At 61.7% G+C, this 19,841-nt stretch carries 18 protein-coding genes and 2 tRNA genes; 18 read left to right on the top strand and 2 right to left on the bottom strand.

Annotated features, from left to right (window positions below):
* The first annotated feature begins 144 nt into the window (after window positions 1–144).
* The 10 genes from I4W07_RS01690 to I4W07_RS01645 all read left to right on the top strand — a co-directional run bounded on the left by I4W07_RS01690 (window position 145) and on the right by I4W07_RS01645 (window position 8,283).
* Complete coding sequence (locus I4W07_RS01690) at window positions 145–909, top strand: acyl-CoA dehydratase activase (protein WP_196025408.1); 765 nt, start codon at window positions 145–147, stop codon at window positions 907–909.
* 14 nt (window positions 910–923) lie between these two features.
* Window positions 924–2,141: a glycosyltransferase family 4 protein gene (locus tag I4W07_RS01685; protein WP_196025407.1), complete on the top strand. Its 1,218-nt coding sequence runs from the start codon at window positions 924–926 to the stop codon at window positions 2,139–2,141.
* A complete protein-coding gene (gene selD / locus I4W07_RS01680; protein ID WP_196025406.1) occupies window positions 2,134–3,183 on the top strand; it encodes a selenide, water dikinase SelD in 1,050 nt (349 codons plus the stop codon). The genes I4W07_RS01685 and selD overlap by 8 nt, the downstream gene beginning before the upstream one ends.
* A 57-nt stretch (window positions 3,184–3,240) precedes the next feature.
* Complete coding sequence (gene yedF, locus I4W07_RS01675; RefSeq protein WP_195444610.1) at window positions 3,241–3,867, top strand: sulfurtransferase-like selenium metabolism protein YedF; 627 nt, start codon at window positions 3,241–3,243, stop codon at window positions 3,865–3,867.
* Window positions 3,868–3,886: 19 nt separating this feature from the next.
* Complete coding sequence (locus I4W07_RS01670; RefSeq protein ID WP_196025405.1) at window positions 3,887–4,138, top strand: DUF3343 domain-containing protein; 252 nt, start codon at window positions 3,887–3,889, stop codon at window positions 4,136–4,138.
* Complete coding sequence (locus I4W07_RS01665; protein ID WP_196025404.1) at window positions 4,135–5,274, top strand: aminotransferase class V-fold PLP-dependent enzyme; 1,140 nt, start codon at window positions 4,135–4,137, stop codon at window positions 5,272–5,274. Before I4W07_RS01670 ends, I4W07_RS01665 begins: the two co-directional genes overlap by 4 nt.
* A gap of 67 nt (window positions 5,275–5,341) precedes the next feature.
* A complete protein-coding gene (gene brnQ, locus I4W07_RS01660) occupies window positions 5,342–6,700 on the top strand; it encodes a branched-chain amino acid transport system II carrier protein (RefSeq protein WP_196025403.1) in 1,359 nt (452 codons plus the stop codon).
* A 91-nt stretch (window positions 6,701–6,791) separates the two neighbouring features.
* Window positions 6,792–6,868 (top strand) — tRNA-Pro (locus I4W07_RS01655).
* A gap of 6 nt (window positions 6,869–6,874) precedes the next feature.
* Window positions 6,875–6,948 (top strand) — tRNA-Gly (locus I4W07_RS01650).
* A gap of 333 nt (window positions 6,949–7,281) precedes the next feature.
* Window positions 7,282–8,283 (top strand): hypothetical protein, encoded by a 1,002-nt coding sequence (locus I4W07_RS01645; protein ID WP_196025402.1) that lies wholly within the window; start codon window positions 7,282–7,284, stop codon window positions 8,281–8,283.
* Between the two features lie 141 nt (window positions 8,284–8,424).
* On the opposite strand, the gene I4W07_RS01640 is transcribed toward I4W07_RS01645, so the two are convergent.
* Window positions 8,425–8,922 carry a PIN domain-containing protein gene (locus I4W07_RS01640; protein WP_196025401.1) on the bottom strand — a complete coding sequence of 166 codons (498 nt, stop codon included), beginning with the start codon at window positions 8,920–8,922 and terminating at the stop codon, window positions 8,425–8,427.
* Window positions 8,915–9,205, bottom strand: a complete 291-nt coding sequence (locus I4W07_RS01635; protein ID WP_196025400.1) for a type II toxin-antitoxin system RelB/DinJ family antitoxin — start codon at window positions 9,203–9,205, stop codon at window positions 8,915–8,917. The genes I4W07_RS01640 and I4W07_RS01635 overlap by 8 nt, the downstream gene beginning before the upstream one ends.
* 463 nt (window positions 9,206–9,668) lie before the next feature.
* Between I4W07_RS01635 and I4W07_RS01630 the strand changes: the two genes are divergently transcribed.
* The 8 genes from I4W07_RS01630 to I4W07_RS01595 all read left to right on the top strand — a co-directional run bounded on the left by I4W07_RS01630 (window position 9,669) and on the right by I4W07_RS01595 (window position 19,839).
* Complete coding sequence (locus tag I4W07_RS01630) at window positions 9,669–10,187, top strand: 4Fe-4S dicluster domain-containing protein (RefSeq protein WP_022095206.1); 519 nt, start codon at window positions 9,669–9,671, stop codon at window positions 10,185–10,187.
* Window positions 10,188–10,261: 74 nt separating this feature from the next.
* Complete coding sequence (gene fdhF, locus I4W07_RS01625) at window positions 10,262–12,484, top strand: formate dehydrogenase subunit alpha (protein WP_196025399.1); 2,223 nt, start codon at window positions 10,262–10,264, stop codon at window positions 12,482–12,484.
* A gap of 78 nt (window positions 12,485–12,562) precedes the next feature.
* The gene (locus I4W07_RS01620) at window positions 12,563–13,180 is read left to right on the top strand and encodes a 4Fe-4S dicluster domain-containing protein (RefSeq protein WP_196025398.1); all 618 of its coding nucleotides are present in this window, start codon (window positions 12,563–12,565) and stop codon (window positions 13,178–13,180) included.
* A complete protein-coding gene (gene hyfB, locus I4W07_RS01615) occupies window positions 13,173–15,191 on the top strand; it encodes a hydrogenase 4 subunit B (protein ID WP_196025397.1) in 2,019 nt (672 codons plus the stop codon). The genes I4W07_RS01620 and hyfB overlap by 8 nt, the downstream gene beginning before the upstream one ends.
* A 17-nt stretch (window positions 15,192–15,208) precedes the next feature.
* Window positions 15,209–16,132, top strand: coding sequence for a respiratory chain complex I subunit 1 family protein (locus I4W07_RS01610; protein WP_196025396.1), 924 nt, complete (start codon window positions 15,209–15,211; stop codon window positions 16,130–16,132).
* Between the two features lie 16 nt (window positions 16,133–16,148).
* The gene (locus I4W07_RS01605) at window positions 16,149–17,606 is read left to right on the top strand and encodes a hydrogenase 4 subunit D (protein ID WP_055309579.1); all 1,458 of its coding nucleotides are present in this window, start codon (window positions 16,149–16,151) and stop codon (window positions 17,604–17,606) included.
* Between the two features lie 10 nt (window positions 17,607–17,616).
* Window positions 17,617–18,270: a hydrogenase 4 membrane subunit gene (hyfE, locus tag I4W07_RS01600; protein ID WP_196025395.1), complete on the top strand. Its 654-nt coding sequence runs from the start codon at window positions 17,617–17,619 to the stop codon at window positions 18,268–18,270.
* 3 nt (window positions 18,271–18,273) lie between these two features.
* A complete protein-coding gene (locus tag I4W07_RS01595; RefSeq protein WP_099431575.1) occupies window positions 18,274–19,839 on the top strand; it encodes a hydrogenase 4 subunit F in 1,566 nt (521 codons plus the stop codon).
* The last annotated feature ends 2 nt before the right edge of the window (window positions 19,840–19,841 follow it).

The following is a 19,841-nucleotide window of genomic DNA, read 5'->3' as shown; positions in this document are numbered from 1 at the left end:
ACCGGATTTTGCTCCTCAAACCGTCGCTTGCGTACCCAAAGTACGCTGCGCTCCTCTTTCGGGGCAATCTCCGGCACCTGAGAAACCTAGAGCTAAGGCGCCTGAACGCGCAGCTGTCTTTGATGTTTAGATTGGGAGAGAGCCATGATAGGGATCGGGATCGATATCGGGTCTACGGCGGCTAAGGCTGCTGTGGTCGACGGGGAGGGTTCGGTGGCGTGGACGTGCGTGCAGCCAACCGGGTTCTCCTCGGTCGATGCTTCCGAGCGGCTGCGCGAGGCGCTGGCAGCGGCCGGCTATGACGTGGCAGCCGACGATGTGCGCGTGATCGCGACCGGCTACGGTCGTGTCGCCGTGCCCTATGCGCACAAGGTCGTGACCGAGATCACCTGCCACGGCACCGGTGCCGTGCGCCTGTTTGGCGATCACGGGACCGTGATTGACGTGGGCGGCCAGGACACCAAGGTCATCCAGCTTAAAGGCGGCCGCGTGGCCAAATTTGCCATGAACGACAAGTGCGCTGCCGGCACAGGCCGTTTTTTGGAAATCATGGCCGACCGCCTAGGCATTTCCCAACAGCAGATGACGGACCTCGCCCGCACCGGCGAACCCACCAAGATCAGCAGCATGTGCACGGTGTTTGCCGAAAGCGAGGTTATCAGCCTGATCGGCCGTGGTGAGCCGCGCGAGAACATCGCCCGTGGTGTGATTGAGAGTGTCGTATCGCGCGTGGCGACCATGGCCGGGCAGGCCGCGGGCGCCCCGTACTACCTGACCGGTGGCCTGTGCGAGAACGCCTTCGTGGTGGAGCGGTTGGGCGAGCTACTGGGGTCGCCGGTGACCACCTCGCCCCAAGCTCGCTTTGCCGGAGCGATCGGCGCGGCTGTCCGCGCCGCCGCCTTGGCCTAGGGGTGTACCGCGACATGCGCATCCTCAATATCTCGGCGCAAAAACCAGATAGCACCGGCAGCGGCACCTACCTTGCCGCGCTCGTACGCGAACAGATCGAGACGGGGCATCGCGCCGCCGTGCTTTGCGGCGCGGCACCGGGTGATACCCAAGGCGAGCTGGACCGGCGTGCTGCCGTGTTTGCCGTACCGTTCGAGTCGCCCGAGCTGCCGTTTCCCATCTGCGGTATGTCCGATGTCATGCCCTATCCCTCCACGCGCTATCGTGACCTGACGCCTTCGATGCTCAAGGCATTTGAGCGGGCATTTGCTGCTGCAATCGATCGGGCGGTGGCTGAGTTTCGGCCCGATCTGGTGCTCTGCCATCACCTGTATCTTGTGACCGCATTGGCGCGCGAGTGCGTCCGGGGCGTGCCGGTTGTTGCCGTGTGCCATTCGACCGACCTGCGCCAGCTGCGTTCGCATGCGCTCGAGCGCGATCGCATCGTAAGTGCGGTTCGTCGGCTCGATGCCGTCTTTGCGCTCCACGCTGAGCAGGCTGAGCAGATTGGCCTGGTGTGCGGCGTCGATGCCGATCGCATCCACGTGATTGGGACGGGCTACGACCATCGCGTCTTCTGCCGCGACGCAAGCGTGGCGAGGCAGCCGGGATCGCTTGTGTACGTGGGCAAGATTTGCTTTAAAAAGGGCGTCGAGTCGCTGGTTCGAGCTGTGTCATTGCCGATTGACGATGGCGTCCGCTCATCTGGCTTGGTACTTGTGGGCGGCCGCGGGGACGATGCCGAGTACGCGCGTATCGAGCGCTTGACCGCGGCCTCGGATGTGCCGGTGACGCTGGCGGGGCGCCTGGATAGCGATGAACTCGTGCGTGCCTACCGCAGTTCCGACGTCTTTGTGCTGCCTTCGTTTTACGAAGGTTTGCCGCTCGTGACGATCGAGGCCCTCGCGTGCGGCTGCAAAGTTATGGCGACCGATTTGCCCGGCGTTCGTCCCTGGATGGAGGCGATGCTTCCCGGTGCTCCCGTGACGTGGGTGGCGTCGCCGCGTATGACGGATGTCGACACGCCCGTGGCGGCCGACCTTCCGTTGTTTGAGCGCGCACTGGCAGATGCTATCGCGCAGGCGCTTGCGGCTCCGCCTTCGACGTTCGAGCCGTCGGCGGTCTCTTGGGAAGCGTGCCTGGGGCGTATACTTAAAGTCGTTAATTTGTTGGAAGGGGGTTCGTATGGCTAAGGACACCATGAGGCTCACGTCCATGACGGCCGCGAGCGGTTGAGCCGCTAAGTTGGCCCCCGGAGCCCTCGCCCAGGTCCTGGGCGATTTACCCAATGTGCATAACGACAACTTGCTCGTGGGGTTCGATACCTCCGACGATGCGAGCGTCTTCCGCGTAGGGGAGAACCTTGGTCTCGTGCAGTCCATCGACTTCTTCCCGCCGATGGTCGACGACCCGTTCCTGTTTGGCCAGATCGCCGCGGCCAACTCGCTGTCGGACATCTACGCCATGGGCGGGCGGCCGAGCCATGCCATGAACTTGCTGTGCATCCCGAGCTGCCTGGGCATCGAGGTCGCCGGCCAGATTCTGGCGGGCGGCGCCGACAAGTGCGTCGAGGCGGGTTGCTCCATCGCGGGCGGCCATACCATCAACGATGACGAGCCCAAGTACGGCCTGTCCGTGAGTGGTTTTGTCGCGCTCGACCGCATGCTCGCCAACAGCGGCGCACGCGTGGGCGATGTTCTGCTGCTGACCAAGGCGATCGGCTCGGGCATCATCACCACGGCCATTAAGGGCGAGCTCATCGAGCAAGACGAGGCCGCAGCCATGTTTGACTCGATGTGCACCCTCAACGAGGCGCCGATTCGTCTGGCCGAGGGACTTGAGCTTCACGGCTGCACCGACATTACGGGCTTTGGTCTGATCGGGCATGCGTGCGAGATGGCCGAGGGCTCGGGCGTGCAGGTTGAGCTTGCCTCGGGAGCGGTGCCACTCTTTGATCAGGTGCTCGACATGGCGCGTCTGGGCATTATCCCCGCGGGCTCCTATCGCAACCAGGACTTCTTTGGCCCGCGCGTGGCTGCCGACGAGGACCTGGAGCCAGGTATGCTCGACGCGCTGTACGATCCACAGACGTCTGGTGGCCTGCTTATCGCGGCGCCTGCTGCCGATGTGGATGAGCTTGCGTGCCGTCTGCATGCCGAGGGGCGTGTTGCCGCCACAATCGGCCGCGTGTGCGAGCCGGTGCCGGACGGTCCTGCCGTCCACGTTGTCCGTTAACGACACGTTTATTGAGCTATGTACAGTTCTAAAACGATTTATTCGAAAGGAAAAAATATGTCTACCAAGATTGAAGTCAATGCCATGGGCGATGCCTGCCCGCTGCCCGTCGTCAAGACGCTCAAAGCTCTGAAGCAGCTCGATGGCGAGGGCACCGTCGTGACCTCGGTCGATAACGAGACCGCCGTCAAGAACATCTCCAAGATGGCGCAGGAGAAGGGCTGCACGGCCTCGGTCGAGAAGGTTTCTGACGCCGAGTGGCACGTGACCGTGGCGACCTCTGGCGCCGTTGCCGTGGCCGATCCCGAGCAGGATGGCGCTGCCTTCTGTGATGCCAGCGCCGGCAAGGGCAAGCTCGTCATCTCCGTCTACACCGACTGCATGGGCCGCGGCGACGACGAGCTGGGCCACAAGCTCATGAAGGCCTTCATCTTTGCCGTGACACAGCAGGAGGAGCTGCCCTCGACCATGCTGTTCTATAACGGCGGCGCCAAGCTCACCGTCGAGGGCTCACCGGTGCTCGACGACCTGAAGGGTCTGGCCGAGCAGGGCGTCGAGATCCTTACCTGCGGCACCTGCCTGGACCACTATGGCATTAAAGACCAGCTTGCGGTGGGCGAGGTCACCAACATGTACGTGATCGTGGAGAAGATGGAGCAGGCCGTGCGCGTCGTGCGCCCGTAGCGTATTGGTTGGAGTTGCCATGAGGGAGAAGCGCCCGGCGCTTGTCATCACGTTTCCTACCACGGCGGCCGCCATGGGTTGCGAATCCCTGTGCATCGAGCGCGGTCTTCCCGGGCGGACGATTCCCGTGCCCGGGGAGGTCGCTGCCGGCTGCGGTTTGGCGTGGAAGGCGTTGCCTGCCGATGAGGAACTGCTGCGCGGCGAACTTGCCTCGGCGGGCGTTCCCACCGAGGGCTTCACCGTGATCGATATGTGGGAGGTCGTGCGATGATCTATCTGGATAACGCGGCAACGACCATGCACAAGCCGCAGGTGGTCATCGATGCCGTGACGCAGGCGATGTGCTCGCTCGGCAATGCCGGGCGCGGCGCCACGTCGGGTGCCCTCGATGCCGCTCGTACGATTCACGCTTGCCGTGCCAAGCTCGCGCGCCTTTTGGGTTGCCCGAGGGCGGACCATGTGTGCTTTACGCCCAACTCCACGGCGGCGCTCAACACCGCCATCAACGGGGTGGTGCGCCCCGGCGACCATGTGGTCACAACGGTGCTCGAGCACAACTCCGTACTGCGTCCGCTCAACCGCCTGGCGGCAGAGCAGGGTGTGACGGTTGAGCATGCGGGCTGTGATACCAACGGCGTGCTCGACTACGACGAGCTCGAGCGGCTTGTCACGCCCGGTACGCGTGCTGTGGTGGTGACGCACGCCTCCAATGTGACCGGCAACGCGGTCGACATTGCGCGCGTGGCTGCCATCGCGCATGCGGCCGGTGCGCTGGTGATCGTCGATGCCTCGCAGTCTGCCGGCACGGCGCATATCGATATGCAGGCCATGGGCCTCGACATTGTGTGCTTTACCGGCCATAAGGGGCTCATGGGTCCGCAGGGGACCGGCGGCCTGGCCGTGGCGGAGGGCATTGACGTGGCTCCGTGGGCCATGGGCGGCACGGGCGTGCACAGCTTCGACCCACTGCAGCCGCTTGAGTGGCCCACGCGCCTTGAGGCGGGCACGCTCAACGGCCACGGTATCGCCGGCCTTTCCGCTGGTCTCGACTTTATCGAGGCCCAGGGTGGGGTCGAGGCGATTGCTGCCCACGAGCGTGCGCTCGCTGATCGCTTCCTTGCCGGTGTGCGCGAGATTCCGGGGATTAAGCTCTATGGTGCCTTTGGCCAACCGACGCGCTCGGCGATCGTCTCGCTCAACGTGGGCGATATCGACTCTGCCGAGATCTCGGATGCACTCATGCAAGGGTGGGGGATTGCGACGCGCCCCGGCGCCCATTGCGCCCCGCTCATGCACCGTGCGCTGGGGACCGAGCGTCAGGGTGTCGTTCGCTTCTCGTTTGGGTATTTCAACACGGACGAGGAAGTCGACACCGCGATTGACGCTTTGCGCGATTTAGCCTGCTAGAGCGTATATACTTGCGGGACGGGTCTTTTGCCCGTCCCGTTTTTGTTTCGACCCGAAAGGTGTGTCTATGGCCTCATCCGCCTCGCGTGGTCTGCGCTCCGACCATGTCGTTACCGTCGGCATCGCCCTGTTCTCGATGCTCTTTGGCGCCGGCAACCTTATCATTCCGCCACTGCTGGCGCTGCAAGCAGGTTCAGCCACGCCGGTCGCCATGCTCGGCTTTCTCATCGCCGCCATCGGCCTGCCCGTCATGGGCTTTATCGCCGTGGCGCTTGCCGGAACGGCGCGCGAGCTTGCCGGCCGCGTGCACCCCAAGTTCGGTGAGTTCTTTGTTGCGGCGGTGTATCTGGCCATCGGCCCGTGCCTGGCCATTCCGCGTACGAGCTCCACGGCCTTCGAGATGCTGGTGCCGCTGCTGCCCGAGGGCGTTTCGCTTGGCACGGCTCGCCTGGTGTTTGCCGTTGGCTTCTTTGTCGTCGCGTTTGCTCTCACGCTGCGCCCGGGTGTCATCACGCGCGTGCTCGGCCGCATTACGGGCCCCGCGCTCATTGTGCTCATAGTGTTGGTCGTGGGTGCCGCCGTGGTCTCGCCACTGGGACCGGCTGCCGCGCCTCAGGCTCCCTACGATGCAGGCGCCGCCGTGCAGGGCTTTTTGACTGGCTATCAGACCATGGACCTGCTCGCGTCGCTCGCCTTCGGCATCATCATCGCCGAGACCATCCACGAGTTGGGCGTTACCGACGATAGGCGCGTGGCCTTCGAGATCTCGCGTTCGGGTGTGATCGCCGGCGTGCTCATGGCCATCATCTACTGCGGCCTGGCGCTTGCCGGAATGCAACTCGGCACGGTTATGCCCGATGCCACCAACGGCGCTGCCATCCTCGCTCGTTCGGCCTCCATGCATTTTGGGCTTGCTGGCACGGTCGTGGTCTTCGCGATCTTTTTCCTCGCCTGCATGAACGTGTGCATCGGTCTTATTAGCTGCTGCTCGCGCTATTTCTGTGAGACGTACGTAGTTGAAGGGGGAGCGGAGGCTTCCGAGGGGGCCATGCGCCGCCCCTTCGCGATCCTTGCCTTTGTGTTCGCGGCGTTTTCGTGCGTGCTCTCCAACGTGGGCCTCGACGTGATCCTTATGTTCTCGGTGCCCATGCTTAACGCCTTGTATCCCGTCGCCATCGTGCTGGTTCTCATGGGTTTGGTACACGGCTTTTGCGACGCTCATCCGCAGGTGTGGGTCTGGGTTGGCGGTGTGGTTGCCGTGCAGAGCGTGATCACCTCGGTCCGCGATGCGTTCTTTGGGGGCACGTGGCTGCCGTTTGATGCGCTGCCGTTGGCGGATATCGGTGCCGCGTGGGCGCCGGTTGCCGTGGTGGCATTTGTGATCGGCCTGCTCCATAGTCGTTTTGTCGCACATTCGAGGAGCTAGGGTTTCTGCGCTTGCACAGGCGGGGAGTCTCCCCTATAATTTCCTTCGCTTTGGGACACGCAAGGTTTAGACCTTAGCTGCTCAACACCTTCGGGACGTGGCGCAGTTTGGTAGCGCGCCTGCTTTGGGAGCAGGATGTCGCAGGTTCAAATCCTGTCGTCCCGACCATATCTTGCGGGCGTAGTTCAATGGTAGAACCCCAGCCTTCCAAGCTGATGACGCGGGTTCGATTCCCGTCGCCCGCTCCATAAGATAGACGAACGGCTCTGGCTCCTTTTGGGACCAGAGCTGTTTTCATATACATGCCGGGGACCCCACATCCCCTCCTAAGTTGCGGTGAAATACGGACTGTTTTCCGGCTTTTATGGCCCATGTAGTCCGTATTTCACCGCAACTATTTGTAAGGTTGGATTCCGATGCCGTTGGGAGGGTCGTAGCGACCGTCTACCGAGAGTGTAAATATTTTTTGAACCTCTGACCTGCGACGTCAAGCTTTTGGTCAGCTTTTGGCAAGGCCTACGGACGGAAGCATGCGATAGCGTAATGGTATTCTCTCCGCCGTGACGGTTATGGGGTTGGCCATGCTCGATAAAGGCAAACATATTCCGCAGTCATATGCAAGGATGCTATTCTCGGCCCTTGGAATTCATCAAGATGGACAGCTGCTTATAACAATTGATCCTTGGGATGAACGCCGTGCGCGCGAGCTTATGCAGGAAGAGCTCATGCTTCGTCTTTACAACCATGTGTATGCGGATCCGGTCTATTGGAATAATCTTGGGGTTGAAGATCGCATCTTTCAGCTGGCATCCGCTATTGCGGTCGTTGAACCGGATGCTGTGTTTTGCGGATCGACGGCAGCGCTGCTCTACGGCATCGGCTCTGCGTATACGCTATTGGATAAAGTGCAAGTGCTGCTGCCGCGGTCTACAAGGCGTGATACGTATGAGTTCGTTGAATACAAGCGCTGGCGGGCGGGCGAAGTGTGGCGGATCGGTCTGTTTACGCTGACGGATCCGTATCGAACGGTTGTTGATATCGCCCGAACGAGCGCCTTTCGCTATGCGCTGGGCTATGTCGATGGCTTGGCCCGTGAGTACGATGTTGAACGCGAAGAGCTGCGAGCATATGCGCAGGCAAATTGCCGAGGGCTGCATGGCATCGCGCGTGCTTTTGACGTTTTTGAGCATATGGACTGCAGGTCAGACAATGGCGGCGAGTCCGAGGCGAGAGCAGCGATGATTCTCGCTGGGGTTGCCGCGCCTGAGCTTCAAGTTGAGATAACGCGACCGGGAAACGCTGGTTATTATCTAGCAGATTATGGCTGGCAGATGCCAGACGGATCATGGACGCTGGCAGAGCTGCATGGGCTGGGTAAGTTTGAAGACGAAGCTCAAGATGATCCAGAGCAAGCGGCGGCAAAAACCTATCGAGCGGCCCTCATGCGCGACGCGAACCTTCGTGCCATGGGCCACAACGTCATTCATTTCAAACTTTCGGACACCTACGACGTAGAATCGTTCGGTGCCATGATGCGCGGTTACGGCATTCCGACAACAAAACCCTACGCCGACTCCCGATAGCGAAATCGTTCGCAGCCAACCTTCAATAAGTTGCGGTGAAATACGGACTGTTGAGGCCTTTAAAGGCATGAAACAGTCCGTATTTCACCGCAACTTAAGAGGGGATGGGGTTGAGGGACGGGCGATGCCGTTGCCTGTCGGTTAGTGGCGACCGTGGTGGCGGAGCTTGTCGATGGTGGCATCGGTGCCGTGGCTGCGGGCTTCGGCGGCACGGCCGCGGGCTTCGGCGGCGCGGTCGCGAACGTCGGCCACGGTTTGGCGCTTGCGGCGGTAATCGATCATGCCTTGGATGATGGGCTTGCCAAAGCTCACGACATCATCGTTGTAGATGGCGGTTCGGGCTGCGAGGAGGCAGTCGGTAAAGTCCATATGGGTCTTGCCAAAGAGTTTGACGGCAAGGGCGACAACGGTGGGCTCGTCGACCATGACGTCATCGAGCAACCTCTTCATGGCCGCAGTAATCTCAACGCGGGGAACCTTATAGACGTCGCGCAGTGTGACCACGACGCGCGTGATGATTTCGGGGTAGACGCGAGCGGTGCGCGTGGCGATGACCTTGGCGGCGCGCGGTGGCAGAACCTCGTCGTCGTCAAGCAGGTAGCGCAGGATGACGGTCTCGTCGATGATGGTGCTACTCATGGATATCTACTTCCTCGGGACCCAAAATCGAATCGTCGCTTTCTGTGGCAAGGTACTCAATCCAGGCATTGCGCTCTTCGGAGCGGCGATTGGGGTCACCATATGCTTTGAGCGATCCATAGGCGGCGGTGCCGTCCTTTGAGCGCACGGCGACCGGTTGAAAGGGAAGCTTGCGCATCAAAATGCTCTGCGCGACAAAAAGGCGAACGGCCTCGGCAAGCGATGTGCCCATGGCGTCGTAGAGGCGCTCGGCATGCTGTTTGTCCTCTTCGCGAATGCGCACCTGCAGGATGGCTCTTTTTTTGAGTCGATGACATCACTGGCCTCCCTTAATGAGCGTGCAATATGAATGGTCAAATACAACATTGGCTAATAATAGCCAATCTTATAACCACTGCTTTATTGCACTCAAGTTAATGAGCACGAAATATATATCAAACGTATTACATCCTTTATAAACGAGCGTGAAATCTCCCCTGGATGTACGCATGTAATACACTCACCTTTATAGCTATCCGAGAATAGTTCCAACCTGCTAAAACCCCTGCAATACACCCGTATTGCAGGGCGTATGCTCAAGTTCGCCACCTGCAACTGCGTATATTTAACCTGTATATCGTTGGAGGAATTCTATCGAAGTGCCTGTTTCGCCGCATGCACTCGATACGCCGATGCCGGACCACGGGCGGTCCGGGGCAACGTCGGCAGGGTCTCTCCGGCATGGGATTCAGGAGGGAGTGAACAACATGGGCAATAAACGAGTCGTAGCCGATTCCTCACGTTGCATTGGGTGCCAAACCTGTATGGCGGCGTGCATCGAGGCACACGATATTCCCGGCAACATCGCCGCACCTCGCTTGCGCGTAACGCGCACCTACGAGATTTCCGCACCGGTGGCATGTCACCACTGCGAGGACGCTCCGTGCGCCAAGGCCTGCCCCACGGGCGCCTTGTTCTTTGATCCAAAGAACCATCGCATCGGCGTCAACGAGGACAACTGCATCGGCTGCAAGAGCTGCGTCATGGCATGCCCTTTTGGCGCCGTGAGCGTGGCGACCACGCAGGTCCCCGTCTTGATGGGTGACGTTCGCGTGGGCTCGCAGACTAAGAGCTTCGTGCTCAAGTGCGACCTGTGCGTGGACCGTCCCGGCGGTCCGGCGTGTGCCGAGGCGTGCCCGACCAAGGGCCTCACCCTGGTAGACGAGGAGCGTCTGGCAGAACTGACTGCCGAGCGTGCCCGCGCCACCATCGAAAACGAGGCGTAAGCGTCGGGCGACAGGCCCAATGATTGTCAAATAAGTACCGAGTATTCGGTAGCAGAAAAAGGAAGGAGGGTGTCATGGAGAAGCATAAAGTGATCTGCCCGTATTGCGGCGCCGGTTGCCAGTTTAACCTCTTGGTCCAAAACGGCCAGGTCGTGGGTACCGAACCGCTCAACGGCATCACCAACCAGAGCGAGCTGTGCCTTAAGGGCATGAGCGGCTACGACTTCATCAACGACACCAAGATCTTGACTCCTCGCGTACTGCACCCGATGATCCGCCGCACTAAGGGCGCGGATCTTGAGCGCGTAAGCTGGGACGAGGCACTGGATTTCACCGCATCTAAGATGCAGGCCATAATTGACGTATATGGTCCTAACGCTGTCATGACCACCGGCTCTTCGCGAGGCGGCGGCAATGAGGCGAACTACGTCATGCAGAAGTTTACGCGTGCGTGCATCGGCACCCACAGCGTGGACAACTGCGCCCGTACTTGACACGGCCCTACTGTCCTCGGTCTGATGGACACGGTTGGTTCAGGTTGCATGTCATGCTCCATCCCCGGTATGGAGGATGCGGGCTGCATTTTCCTCTTCGGCTATAACCCTGCCGATTCGCACCCCATCGTCGCAAGGCGTATCGTGCGAGCCAAAGAAAAGGGTTGCAAGATCATCGTCGCCGACCCGCGCCATATCGAAACCGCGCGTATCGCCGATCTCTACCTTCCGATCAAGAACGGTTGCAACGTTGCGTTCCTCAACGCCTTTGCCAACTGCTTGGTCAACGATGGCCTCTACGACAAGGAATTCGTCGCCGAGCACACGAACGGCTTTGACGAATGGTGGGAGACCATCAAAAACTACACTCCCGAATCCGTACAGGACATCACGGGTGTCGAGCCCGCGTTGATCCATCAAGCTGCCGAGATGTACGCCACGGCGAAGCCCTCTGCCATCATTGGCTGGGGTATGGGCGTATGCCAGCAGAAGCAGAACCTGAAGACGGTGCACACCATCGCCTCCATCGCCTGCGTTGCCGGCCAGATCGGCAAACCCAATTCCGGCCTCGCGCCCGTGCGCGGTCAGAACAACGTCCAGGGCTCCTGCGATATGGGCATGCTGCCCAACCTGTACCCTGGCTACCAGAAGGTCACCGACCCGGCAGTGCGCGCCAAGTTTGCCAAGGCTTGGGGCGTGCCCGAGGAAAAGCTCCCGCTCGAGGAGGGCTACAAGCTCACCGACCTGGGTCACCTGGTCGACGAGGGCAAGGTGCACTGCTTCTACAACTACGGCGAGGACCCGGTGCAGACCGAGCCCGATTCGGCCGGTATGCGCAAGACGCTCTCCGAGCTGGATCTGTTCATTTGCCAGGACATCTTTATGACGCAGACGACCATGCTCGCCGACGTCATCCTGCCCGCTACCTCTTGGGGCGAGCACGAGGGTGTCTTTACCGCATCCGACCGTAGCTTCCAGCACTTTGACGCGGCCGTTCCGCCCAAGGGCGAGTGCCGTCACGACTGGGAGATCTTCGCGGACCTGTCTACGCGCATGGGTTACCCCATGCACTACGACAACACCGAGCAGATCTGGAACGAGTGCATTAGCCTGTGCCCCAACTTTGTGGGCGCGACCTACGAGAAGATGGCTCCCGAGGGCGGCTACGCCCAGTGGCCGGTCAAGAGCACCGATGTGAACGACCACGGTACGCCCGACATGTTCGCTGGTGGCAAGTTCACCACCAAGGACGGCCGCGCCAACCTGATGGCGCACGACTGGGAGGCGCCCTCCGAGCTTCCCGACGATGAGTACCCGCTCATCCTGTGCACCGTCCGCGAGGTCGGCCACTACAGCTGCCGTTCGATGACCGGCAACTGCAAGACGTTGGCGCTGCTTGCCGACGAGCCCGGCTTTGTCCGCATGAATCCCGCGGACGCCGAGGCGCGCGGCATCAAGAACGGCGACATCGTCTCGATTCACAGCCGCCGCGGCCAGGTATACAGCCGCGCCGACGTGAGCGACCGCATCAATAAGGGCACGGTCTATATGACCTACCAGTGGTGGATCGGCAAGTGCAACGAGCTGACCATTCACAAGGTTGACCCGGTCTCGCATACGCCCGAGGACAAGTTCTCCGCCTGCCAGGTCGACGCTATCGCCGACCAGGTCTGGGCCGAGGGCGAGGTCGAGCGTCAGTACACCGAGCTCAAGCAGGCTCTGGTGGACGCCGCCGCTCCCCAGGACGTTGAGCCCGGCGCCGCCAAGTTCGACGACGAGACGCACGTGAATCAAATCGTGTAGTTCCGTTCTCGTTGGCTTTTTGGGCCGGGCGTCCCGTACGTTCGGGAGCCCGGCCCGTTATTTTGAAAGGAAGTGGGGATGAACCGCTTCATCGACATCAACCCGGAGAGGTGCATCGGCTGCGGAACATGCCAGTCCGCCTGTGCCGACGCCCACCGGATGCAGGGTCTTCAGGATACGCCGCGCCTGGCGCTCGTGAAGACCGGCGGTATTTCGGCCGCCCTTGCCTGCCACCATTGCGAGGGTGCCCCCTGCGCCGAGGTCTGCCCGGTGAATGCCATCGAGCACGATGGCGACCGCATCCACGTCAAGGAGCAGGAGTGCATCGGGTGCAGGCTGTGCGCCATCGCGTGCCCCTTCGGAGCCATCCATCCCGATGGCACGTCTATCGCCGGTGTCGCAGGCATGTGCGACCCGACGCCTTCGTATCCTAAGTCCCTGAGCAGCCTGCTTACGTGGGCTCCTGGCCAGTACACCTGCGCTGTCAAGTGCGACCTGTGCGCCTTCGATCCGGACGGCCCGCATTGTGTGGCGGCGTGCCCCACCAAGGCGCTGACCGTCATGGGCTGCGCGGCCGATCGCGAGCTCGACGAGGCCAAGCGCTTGCGCTCGATCGAAAACGGTCCAGTCGTCGACGTTACCGCTGTGGCCCAGGGCCTGTCCGAGAAAGCAGAAGGGAGCGTAAACAATGGATAGCATGGCGCTGTTTATCGCATCGCTTGCCGTCTCGTGCATCGGTGCGCTCGCCTCGGTTCTGCTGATCAAGGCCGATAACGCCGCCAAGACCGCCGGCTGCCTGATCGGCGCCGTCGCGGCCGTGCTGTCGTTCATCGCGGGCCTCGAGGCCGTGCTTGGCGACGTTTCGTCCCTCAACACGGTCTTCTTTTTCCCGTTCGCCCGTCTCGAGCTCTTGCTCAACGGCCTTGCGGGCCTGATTGTGGTCCTCATCTCAATCCTCGCCTTTGCGGGCTTCATCTACGGTCTGTCCTACTTCGATGAGTACCCGGGCAAGGTCGGGCGCGCCGGTTTCTTCATGAACACCTTCGTCGCCTCGATGATGCTCGTCATCACCGCCGACAACGTGTTCTGGTTCCTGGTCGCCTTTGAGCTCATGTCCCTTACGAGCTACTTCCTTGTCGTTATCGAGGAGAACAAGAACTCCATTAGGGGCGGTTGGCTCTACTTCGTCATCGCGCACGTGGGCTTTGTCCTTATCATGGCGAGCTTCCTGCTCATGACCAACGGCGTGGGCGGTTCCTTCAGCTTCAGTGATTTCCGTACGCATGACTTTGGACCCGCCGTCTCCTCCGCGTGCTTCGTCCTCGCGTTCTTCGGATTCGGCGCAAAGGCCGGTATCATCCCGCTGCACTCCTGGCTGCCCCAGGCGCACCCCGAGGCGCCGTCCAACGTGTCCGCCCTCATGTCCGGCGGCATGATCAAGATCGGTATCTTCGGTATCCTCAAGGTCGGTCTCGACCTGCTCGCGGGTTCGGGCGTCCAGCTCTGGTGGGGCCTCATGGTCCTGGTCTTCGGATCCATCTCGTCGGTCCTGGGCGTCGTCTACGCCCTCCACGAGCACGACATTAAGCGCCTGCTGGCCTACCACTCCGTCGAGAACATCGGCATCATCTTGCTCGGTGTCGGCGCGTCCATGACGGCGCACGCCCTGGGCAACGACGTCATCGCGACGATCGCGCTCATGGCCGCCCTCTACCACACGCTCAACCACGCCATGTTCAAGGGCGAGCTGTTCCTCGGCGCGGGCTCCCTGCTCTATGCCACGGGTACGCGCAACATGGAGAAGATGGGCGGCCTGTTCCGCCGTATGCCGGTCACGGCCGTCTGCTTCCTCATCGGTGCCCTTGCCATCTCGGCTATCCCGCCGCTCAACGGCTTCGTTTCCGAGTGGTTCACCTACCAGTCCCTGTTCAACATCTCGACGCTCTCCGACCCGGTCGTCATGGTGTTCGCCGTCGCCTCCGCGGCCGCCCTCGCCATCACCGGTGCCCTGGCCGTCACGTGCTTCGTGAAGGCCTACGGCGTCTCGTTCGCGAGCAGCCCTCGTTCCCAGGAGGCCGCGAACGCCAAGGAGTCCCCGGCTCCGATGTTGTTCTCGCAGATGCTCCTCGCGGCCATCTGCGTGGTGCTGGGAATCGGCTCTCCCGTCATCGCCCCGGTTCTGGGCGACGTCGCCCAGAGCGTGCTTGCCGGCTCTGCCATCACAGCCACCTCGGGCGTGTCTCTGGTGAACGAGATTTCCGGTGCCGCCACCTCCACCCCCGCGATCGCCATCGCGCTCGTGGTCCTCACCGGCCTCGCGTTCGTGTTGAGATCCTGCCTCGGCACCAAGGCCCCCGCTAAGAAGACCGACCCTTGGGCGTGCGGCTACGAGCCCAACGAGCACATGCCCGTCGTCGCCACGAGCTTCGCGTCAGACGTAGAGTTCTTCATGGGCCCGCTCTACACCCTGCGCGAGGTATGCACCAAGATCTGCTGGTCCATCGCGCACGTGTTCCAGAAGCTCACCGGTGTCGCCCAGGGCGTTGAGCCCCTGCCCGACCGCTTCCTGGTCGATGCACCGAGCGAGGGTGCCGATAAGCTGGCCGGCCTCGCCTCCAAGATCGAGGGCGGCAACTACTCCGTATACATCTGCTACATCGTCGCGGCGCTCGTGGTCTTCCTCGTGCTCGCCGTGGTCATGGTCTAGAGAGGGGAGAGGATATTATGAACATCGTTCTTGCGATAGCGCAGGGCCTCGTGGTCATGCTGGTCGCGCCCTTCTTCTCCGGCCTCGCCCGTGTGATTCGCGCGAAGATGCACAATCGCCGCGGTCCGTCCATCCTTCAGGATTACCGGGACCTCGCGAAGCTCATGGCGCGTCCCGAGTCCGTGAGTTCCGACTCGAGCTTCGTGCTGCGCATCATGCCGCCGCTGTTCCTCGCGGTGTCGTTCATGCTCGCCATGGGCCTGCCCATGTTCACGCTCGAGAGCCCCATGCCCGTCTTTGGTGACGCCATCACCATCATGTACGCGCTCGCGCTGTCCCGCTTCTTCTTCGCGCTGTCCGGCGTGGATTCCTCCAACGCCTACGCGGGCTTCGGCGGTATCCGCGAGCTCCTCATGAGCGCGCTCATCGAGCCGTCCATGCTCATCGCGATGTTTACCGTCGCCATCGTGTGCGGCTCCACGGACATTGCGACCATGGGTCAGCACATCGTTACGGGCAACGTCTCGAGCGTCGTCGCCGTCATCCTCGCCGGCGTCGCCTTCGCGGCCGCCTGCTATATGGAGCTCGGCAAGCTTCCGTTCGATCAGGCCGAAGCCGAGCAGGAGCTCCAGGAGGGCCCGCTCGCCGAGCTCTCCGGCCCGTCCCTGGCCATGATGAAGCTCGCCATGGGCATGAAGCAGGTCGTGGTCGTCGCTTGGTTCACCTCCATCTTCATCCCCTGGGGAGAGCCCGCGACCATCGGCGTCACCGCTCTCGTGGGCGCCGTCGTCTTCCTTGTCAAGTGCCTGGTCGATTTCGTTGTCTGCGGCGTGCTCGAGAACTCCGTTTCCCGTTCGCGCTTCAAGGTGCTCGGTAACCAGACCTGGGCCGTCGTCGGCATCGCGGTCCTCGCGTTCGTCTTCGTCGTCGTAGGCGTGTAGGGAGAAGGGAGAAACTATGTCAATCGAATCGAGCTTGTCCCTCTTTGCCATGGTGGCGATCGCCGTCCCCATGCTGGGCTCCCTGCTCATCGTCATGCTGCCGCGTCCCTACGCTAAATGGATCTGCGCCTTTGCCGGCGGCATCGCCACGGTCGCTTCCGTTGGCTTGGCCGCGACGTTTGCCGGAAACGGCATGAACGCGGTCGATGTAACCTGGGCGAGTATGGGCCAGACCTTGGTCATGGGCTTCATATTCGACCGGATGAGCACGCTGCTCGCACCCGCGTTCGTCGCTATCGGCCTGCTCGTCGTCATCTATTCGTTCCCGTACATGAGCGATAAGAACAAGGAGCATCCCGACGCGCCCCGTCGCCGCTTCTACGTGTACTTCTCCACGTTCATCGGCGCCATGGCCGGTCTCGCCTACAGCTCCACCATCGTCGGCCAGCTCGTTTTCTTCGAGATCACCGGCGTGTGCTCCTGGGGCCTCATCAGCTACTACATGACGCCCACGGCTAAGAAGGCCGGTATGAAGGCGCTCATCATCACCCATATCGGCGCTCTGGGACTCTACATCGGTGCGGCCTTCCTGTTCGCCGGAACCGGCACGTTCGCGCTGAGCGCGATCTCCCAGCTCGATTCCGGTATGAAGACCGTCGTGCTGCTGCTCATCCTGTTCGCCGCTTGGGCCAAGTCCGCCCAGTTCCCGCTCTACATGTGGCTGCCCTCCGCAATGGAGGCCCCCACGCCCGTTTCCGCCTACCTCCATGGCGCGTCCATGGTGAAGGTCGGCGTGTGCGTGTTCGCCCGCGCTCTTGCGAGTGCCGGCGATATCCCCGAGATCGTCGGTTGGGTCGCCATCATCGACGCCGTCGTGACCATGCTCTTCGGCTTTCTCATGTACTTGCCCCAGAAGGATATGAAGCGCCTGCTCGCCTTCTCGACGATCGCGCAGCTCGCCTACGTGTTCTTCGGCCTGGGCCTCTCCGTGTTCGGAAGCCAGATGGCGTTCAACGGCGCCGTCGAGCACATCTTCAACCACGCGTTCACCAAGACCCTGTTCTTCCTCATCGCCGGCTCCCTCAGCTTCACGCTGGGAACCCGTATGTTGCCCAAGATCCAGGGCCTCATGAAGAAGTACCCGGTCACGGGCGTGGGCTTCGCGGTCGCCGCGACCGCTATCGCCGGCGTGCCCCCCATGAGCACGTTCTTCTCCAAGTTCCAGATTATTTCCGGTGGCTTCGCGGTTGGTGCTTCCAACACGGTCATCTTCGTCCTCGTGTGCGTCATGGTCGTCGAGACCGTCGCCACCTTCGCATGGTTCCTGCGTTGGATGGGTAAGGTCCTGCCCGGTGAGCCGAGCGAGACCGTGGCCGCCGGCCAGCCCCTTCCGCGCGCCATGGCGTTCGTGTTCGTCGTCCTCATGATCATGGTCGTCGTCGCCGGTCCTCTGTCCTCTAGTTGGATGGGTTAGGAGGTAGGACATGGGTTATTCGTTAGTCAATATCCTGGGCGGTCTTCTGATCGTGACCTCCACCATGGTGGTCGTCTCGAAGACCATCCCGTCCGCCATTAAGTGGTACGCGATCCAGTCGGTTGTCCTGGTGGGCGTGCTGCTCACCCTGGGCCTCACCACCGGTGCCACCGAGCTTCTCATGTGGGCCGCGTCGGCCTTCGTCACCAAGGTGATCCTCGTTCCGTTCATTCTCAACCGTGCCTACAAAAAGATGGGTTCGCCTGCCGATAGCACGCTGACCTCCTCCATCAAGCCGGCCTGGACCATCATCCTCACCGGTCTGGAGGTGGCCATCTGCTTCGCGGTGGTCACGCGCCTGAGCCTGCCCACCGCTGAGGTGACTACTCCGGCCCTCGCCATCAGCTTCGCGCACTTCTTCGTCGGCCTCACGTGCATCATCTCCCAGCGCAACATCCTCAAGCAAATCTTCGGGTACTGCCTTATGGAGAACGGTAGCCACGTGACGCTCGCCCTGCTCGCGCCCACGGCCCCCGAGATCATCGAGATCGGCATCGCCACCGACGCCATTTTCGCCGTCATCATCATGTCCGCCGTCGTCGTGAGGATCTGGAACGACACCAAGTCGCTCGACTCCCACGACCTGACCGAATTGAAGGGGTAGGCCATGGATGTTTCAATGCTGACGGTCGCCCTGCTCGCTTGTCCCCTCGTGTTCTCCCTGATTATGGCTGCGCTCCCCAAGACGACGTCCTACAACGTCTTTGCGGGGCTCAACACCATCTCCGTCGCGGCGACCCTCGTCCTTTCGGTCGTCACCGCGGGAACCATGCTCTCGAGCGGGCAGAATATCGACGCTTTGGGCCTGTGGCTCCATCTCGATTCGCTCTCGTCGATCTTCGTCCTTCTGGTAGGCATCATCGGGTTCATCACCGGCGTGTACTCCATCTCCTATATCAAGATCGATATCGAGGAGAAGACCATGCCGGCCGAGCGCACCAAGCAGTACTACGCGCTGTTTAGCCTGTTCGTTTTCACGATGCTGCTCGCCTGCCTGTCCAACAACATCATCCTCACCTGGGCGGCGGTCGAGGCCACCACGTTGTCGACCGTGTTCCTCGTGGGCATCTACAAGAACAAGCAGGCGCTCGAGGCGTCTTGGAAGTACGCGATGGTCTGCACCGCCGGCGTGGCCTTCGGCCTGTTCGGCACGCTGCTCATCTACGCGAACGCCGCCGATATCATGCCCAACGCGCATGAGGCAGCCTTCCTCACCTCCATCATGCCCTACGCCGACCAGTTCGACCCGATGCTCGTGCGCCTCGCGTTCGCGTTCATCGTCATCGGCTTCGGCACCAAGGCGGGCCTGTTCCCCATGCACACTTGGCTGCCCGACGCGCACTCCCAGGCTCCGAGCCCGGTCTCCGCGCTGCTCTCGGGCGTGCTGCTCAAGTGCGCCATGCTGGTAATCATCCGCTTCTACTCCCTGTCCATCATCACGGTGGGCGACACCTATCCGCGTACGCTCCTGCTCATCCTGGGCACGCTGTCCATCCTGGTGGCCGCCCTGTGCATCTTTAAGCAGGACGATATCAAGCGCCGCTTCGCGTACTCCTCCGTCGACAACGTCGGCGTGGTCGCGCTGTGCCTGGGTATCGGTGGTCCGCTCGGTATCGCCGCCTGCCTGCTGCACTGCATCTTCCACGGTTTCACGAAGGCGCTCGCCTTCTGCATGGCCGGTAACATCCAGCACATCTACCACACCCGCGACCTGAACAAGATCAAGGGCGTCGTCGAGATCGCTCCCGTCACGGCAGCGCTCACCATCATCGCCCTGCTCGCGCTCGCCGCCTTCCCGCCGTTCGCCCTGTTCATCTCCGAGTTCCTCACCTTCGTGGCCGGCGTCCAGTCCGGTCCCATCTGGGTGGTCGTGCTCGTGGCCATTGGCCTCACCGGCGTGTACTTTGCCCTTACCGGCATCGCGCTCAAGTCCATCTTCGGCAAGGCGCCCGAGGGCATGAAGCGCCACGAGGTGCCCGCCCTCATGATCATCCCCGAGATCGCCCTCGCGATCGTGGTCATGTGGTTCGGTATCGCCACCCCGGTCGCCATCACGAGCGGCGTCGAGGATGCAACGTCCGTCGTTTTGAACCAGAGCGTCGAAGAGCTCCACGAGGCTCCTCTCTACCGCATGGTGTTCAGTTCCCAGACCAAGACAAGCGAGGTGAATTAGCA

It is taken from the genome of Collinsella aerofaciens, assembly GCF_015670745.1.
GTDB classification, from domain to species: Bacteria; Actinomycetota; Coriobacteriia; order Coriobacteriales; family Coriobacteriaceae; genus Collinsella; species Collinsella aerofaciens_T.
This window is presented reverse-complemented; position numbering and strand designations above follow the sequence as displayed.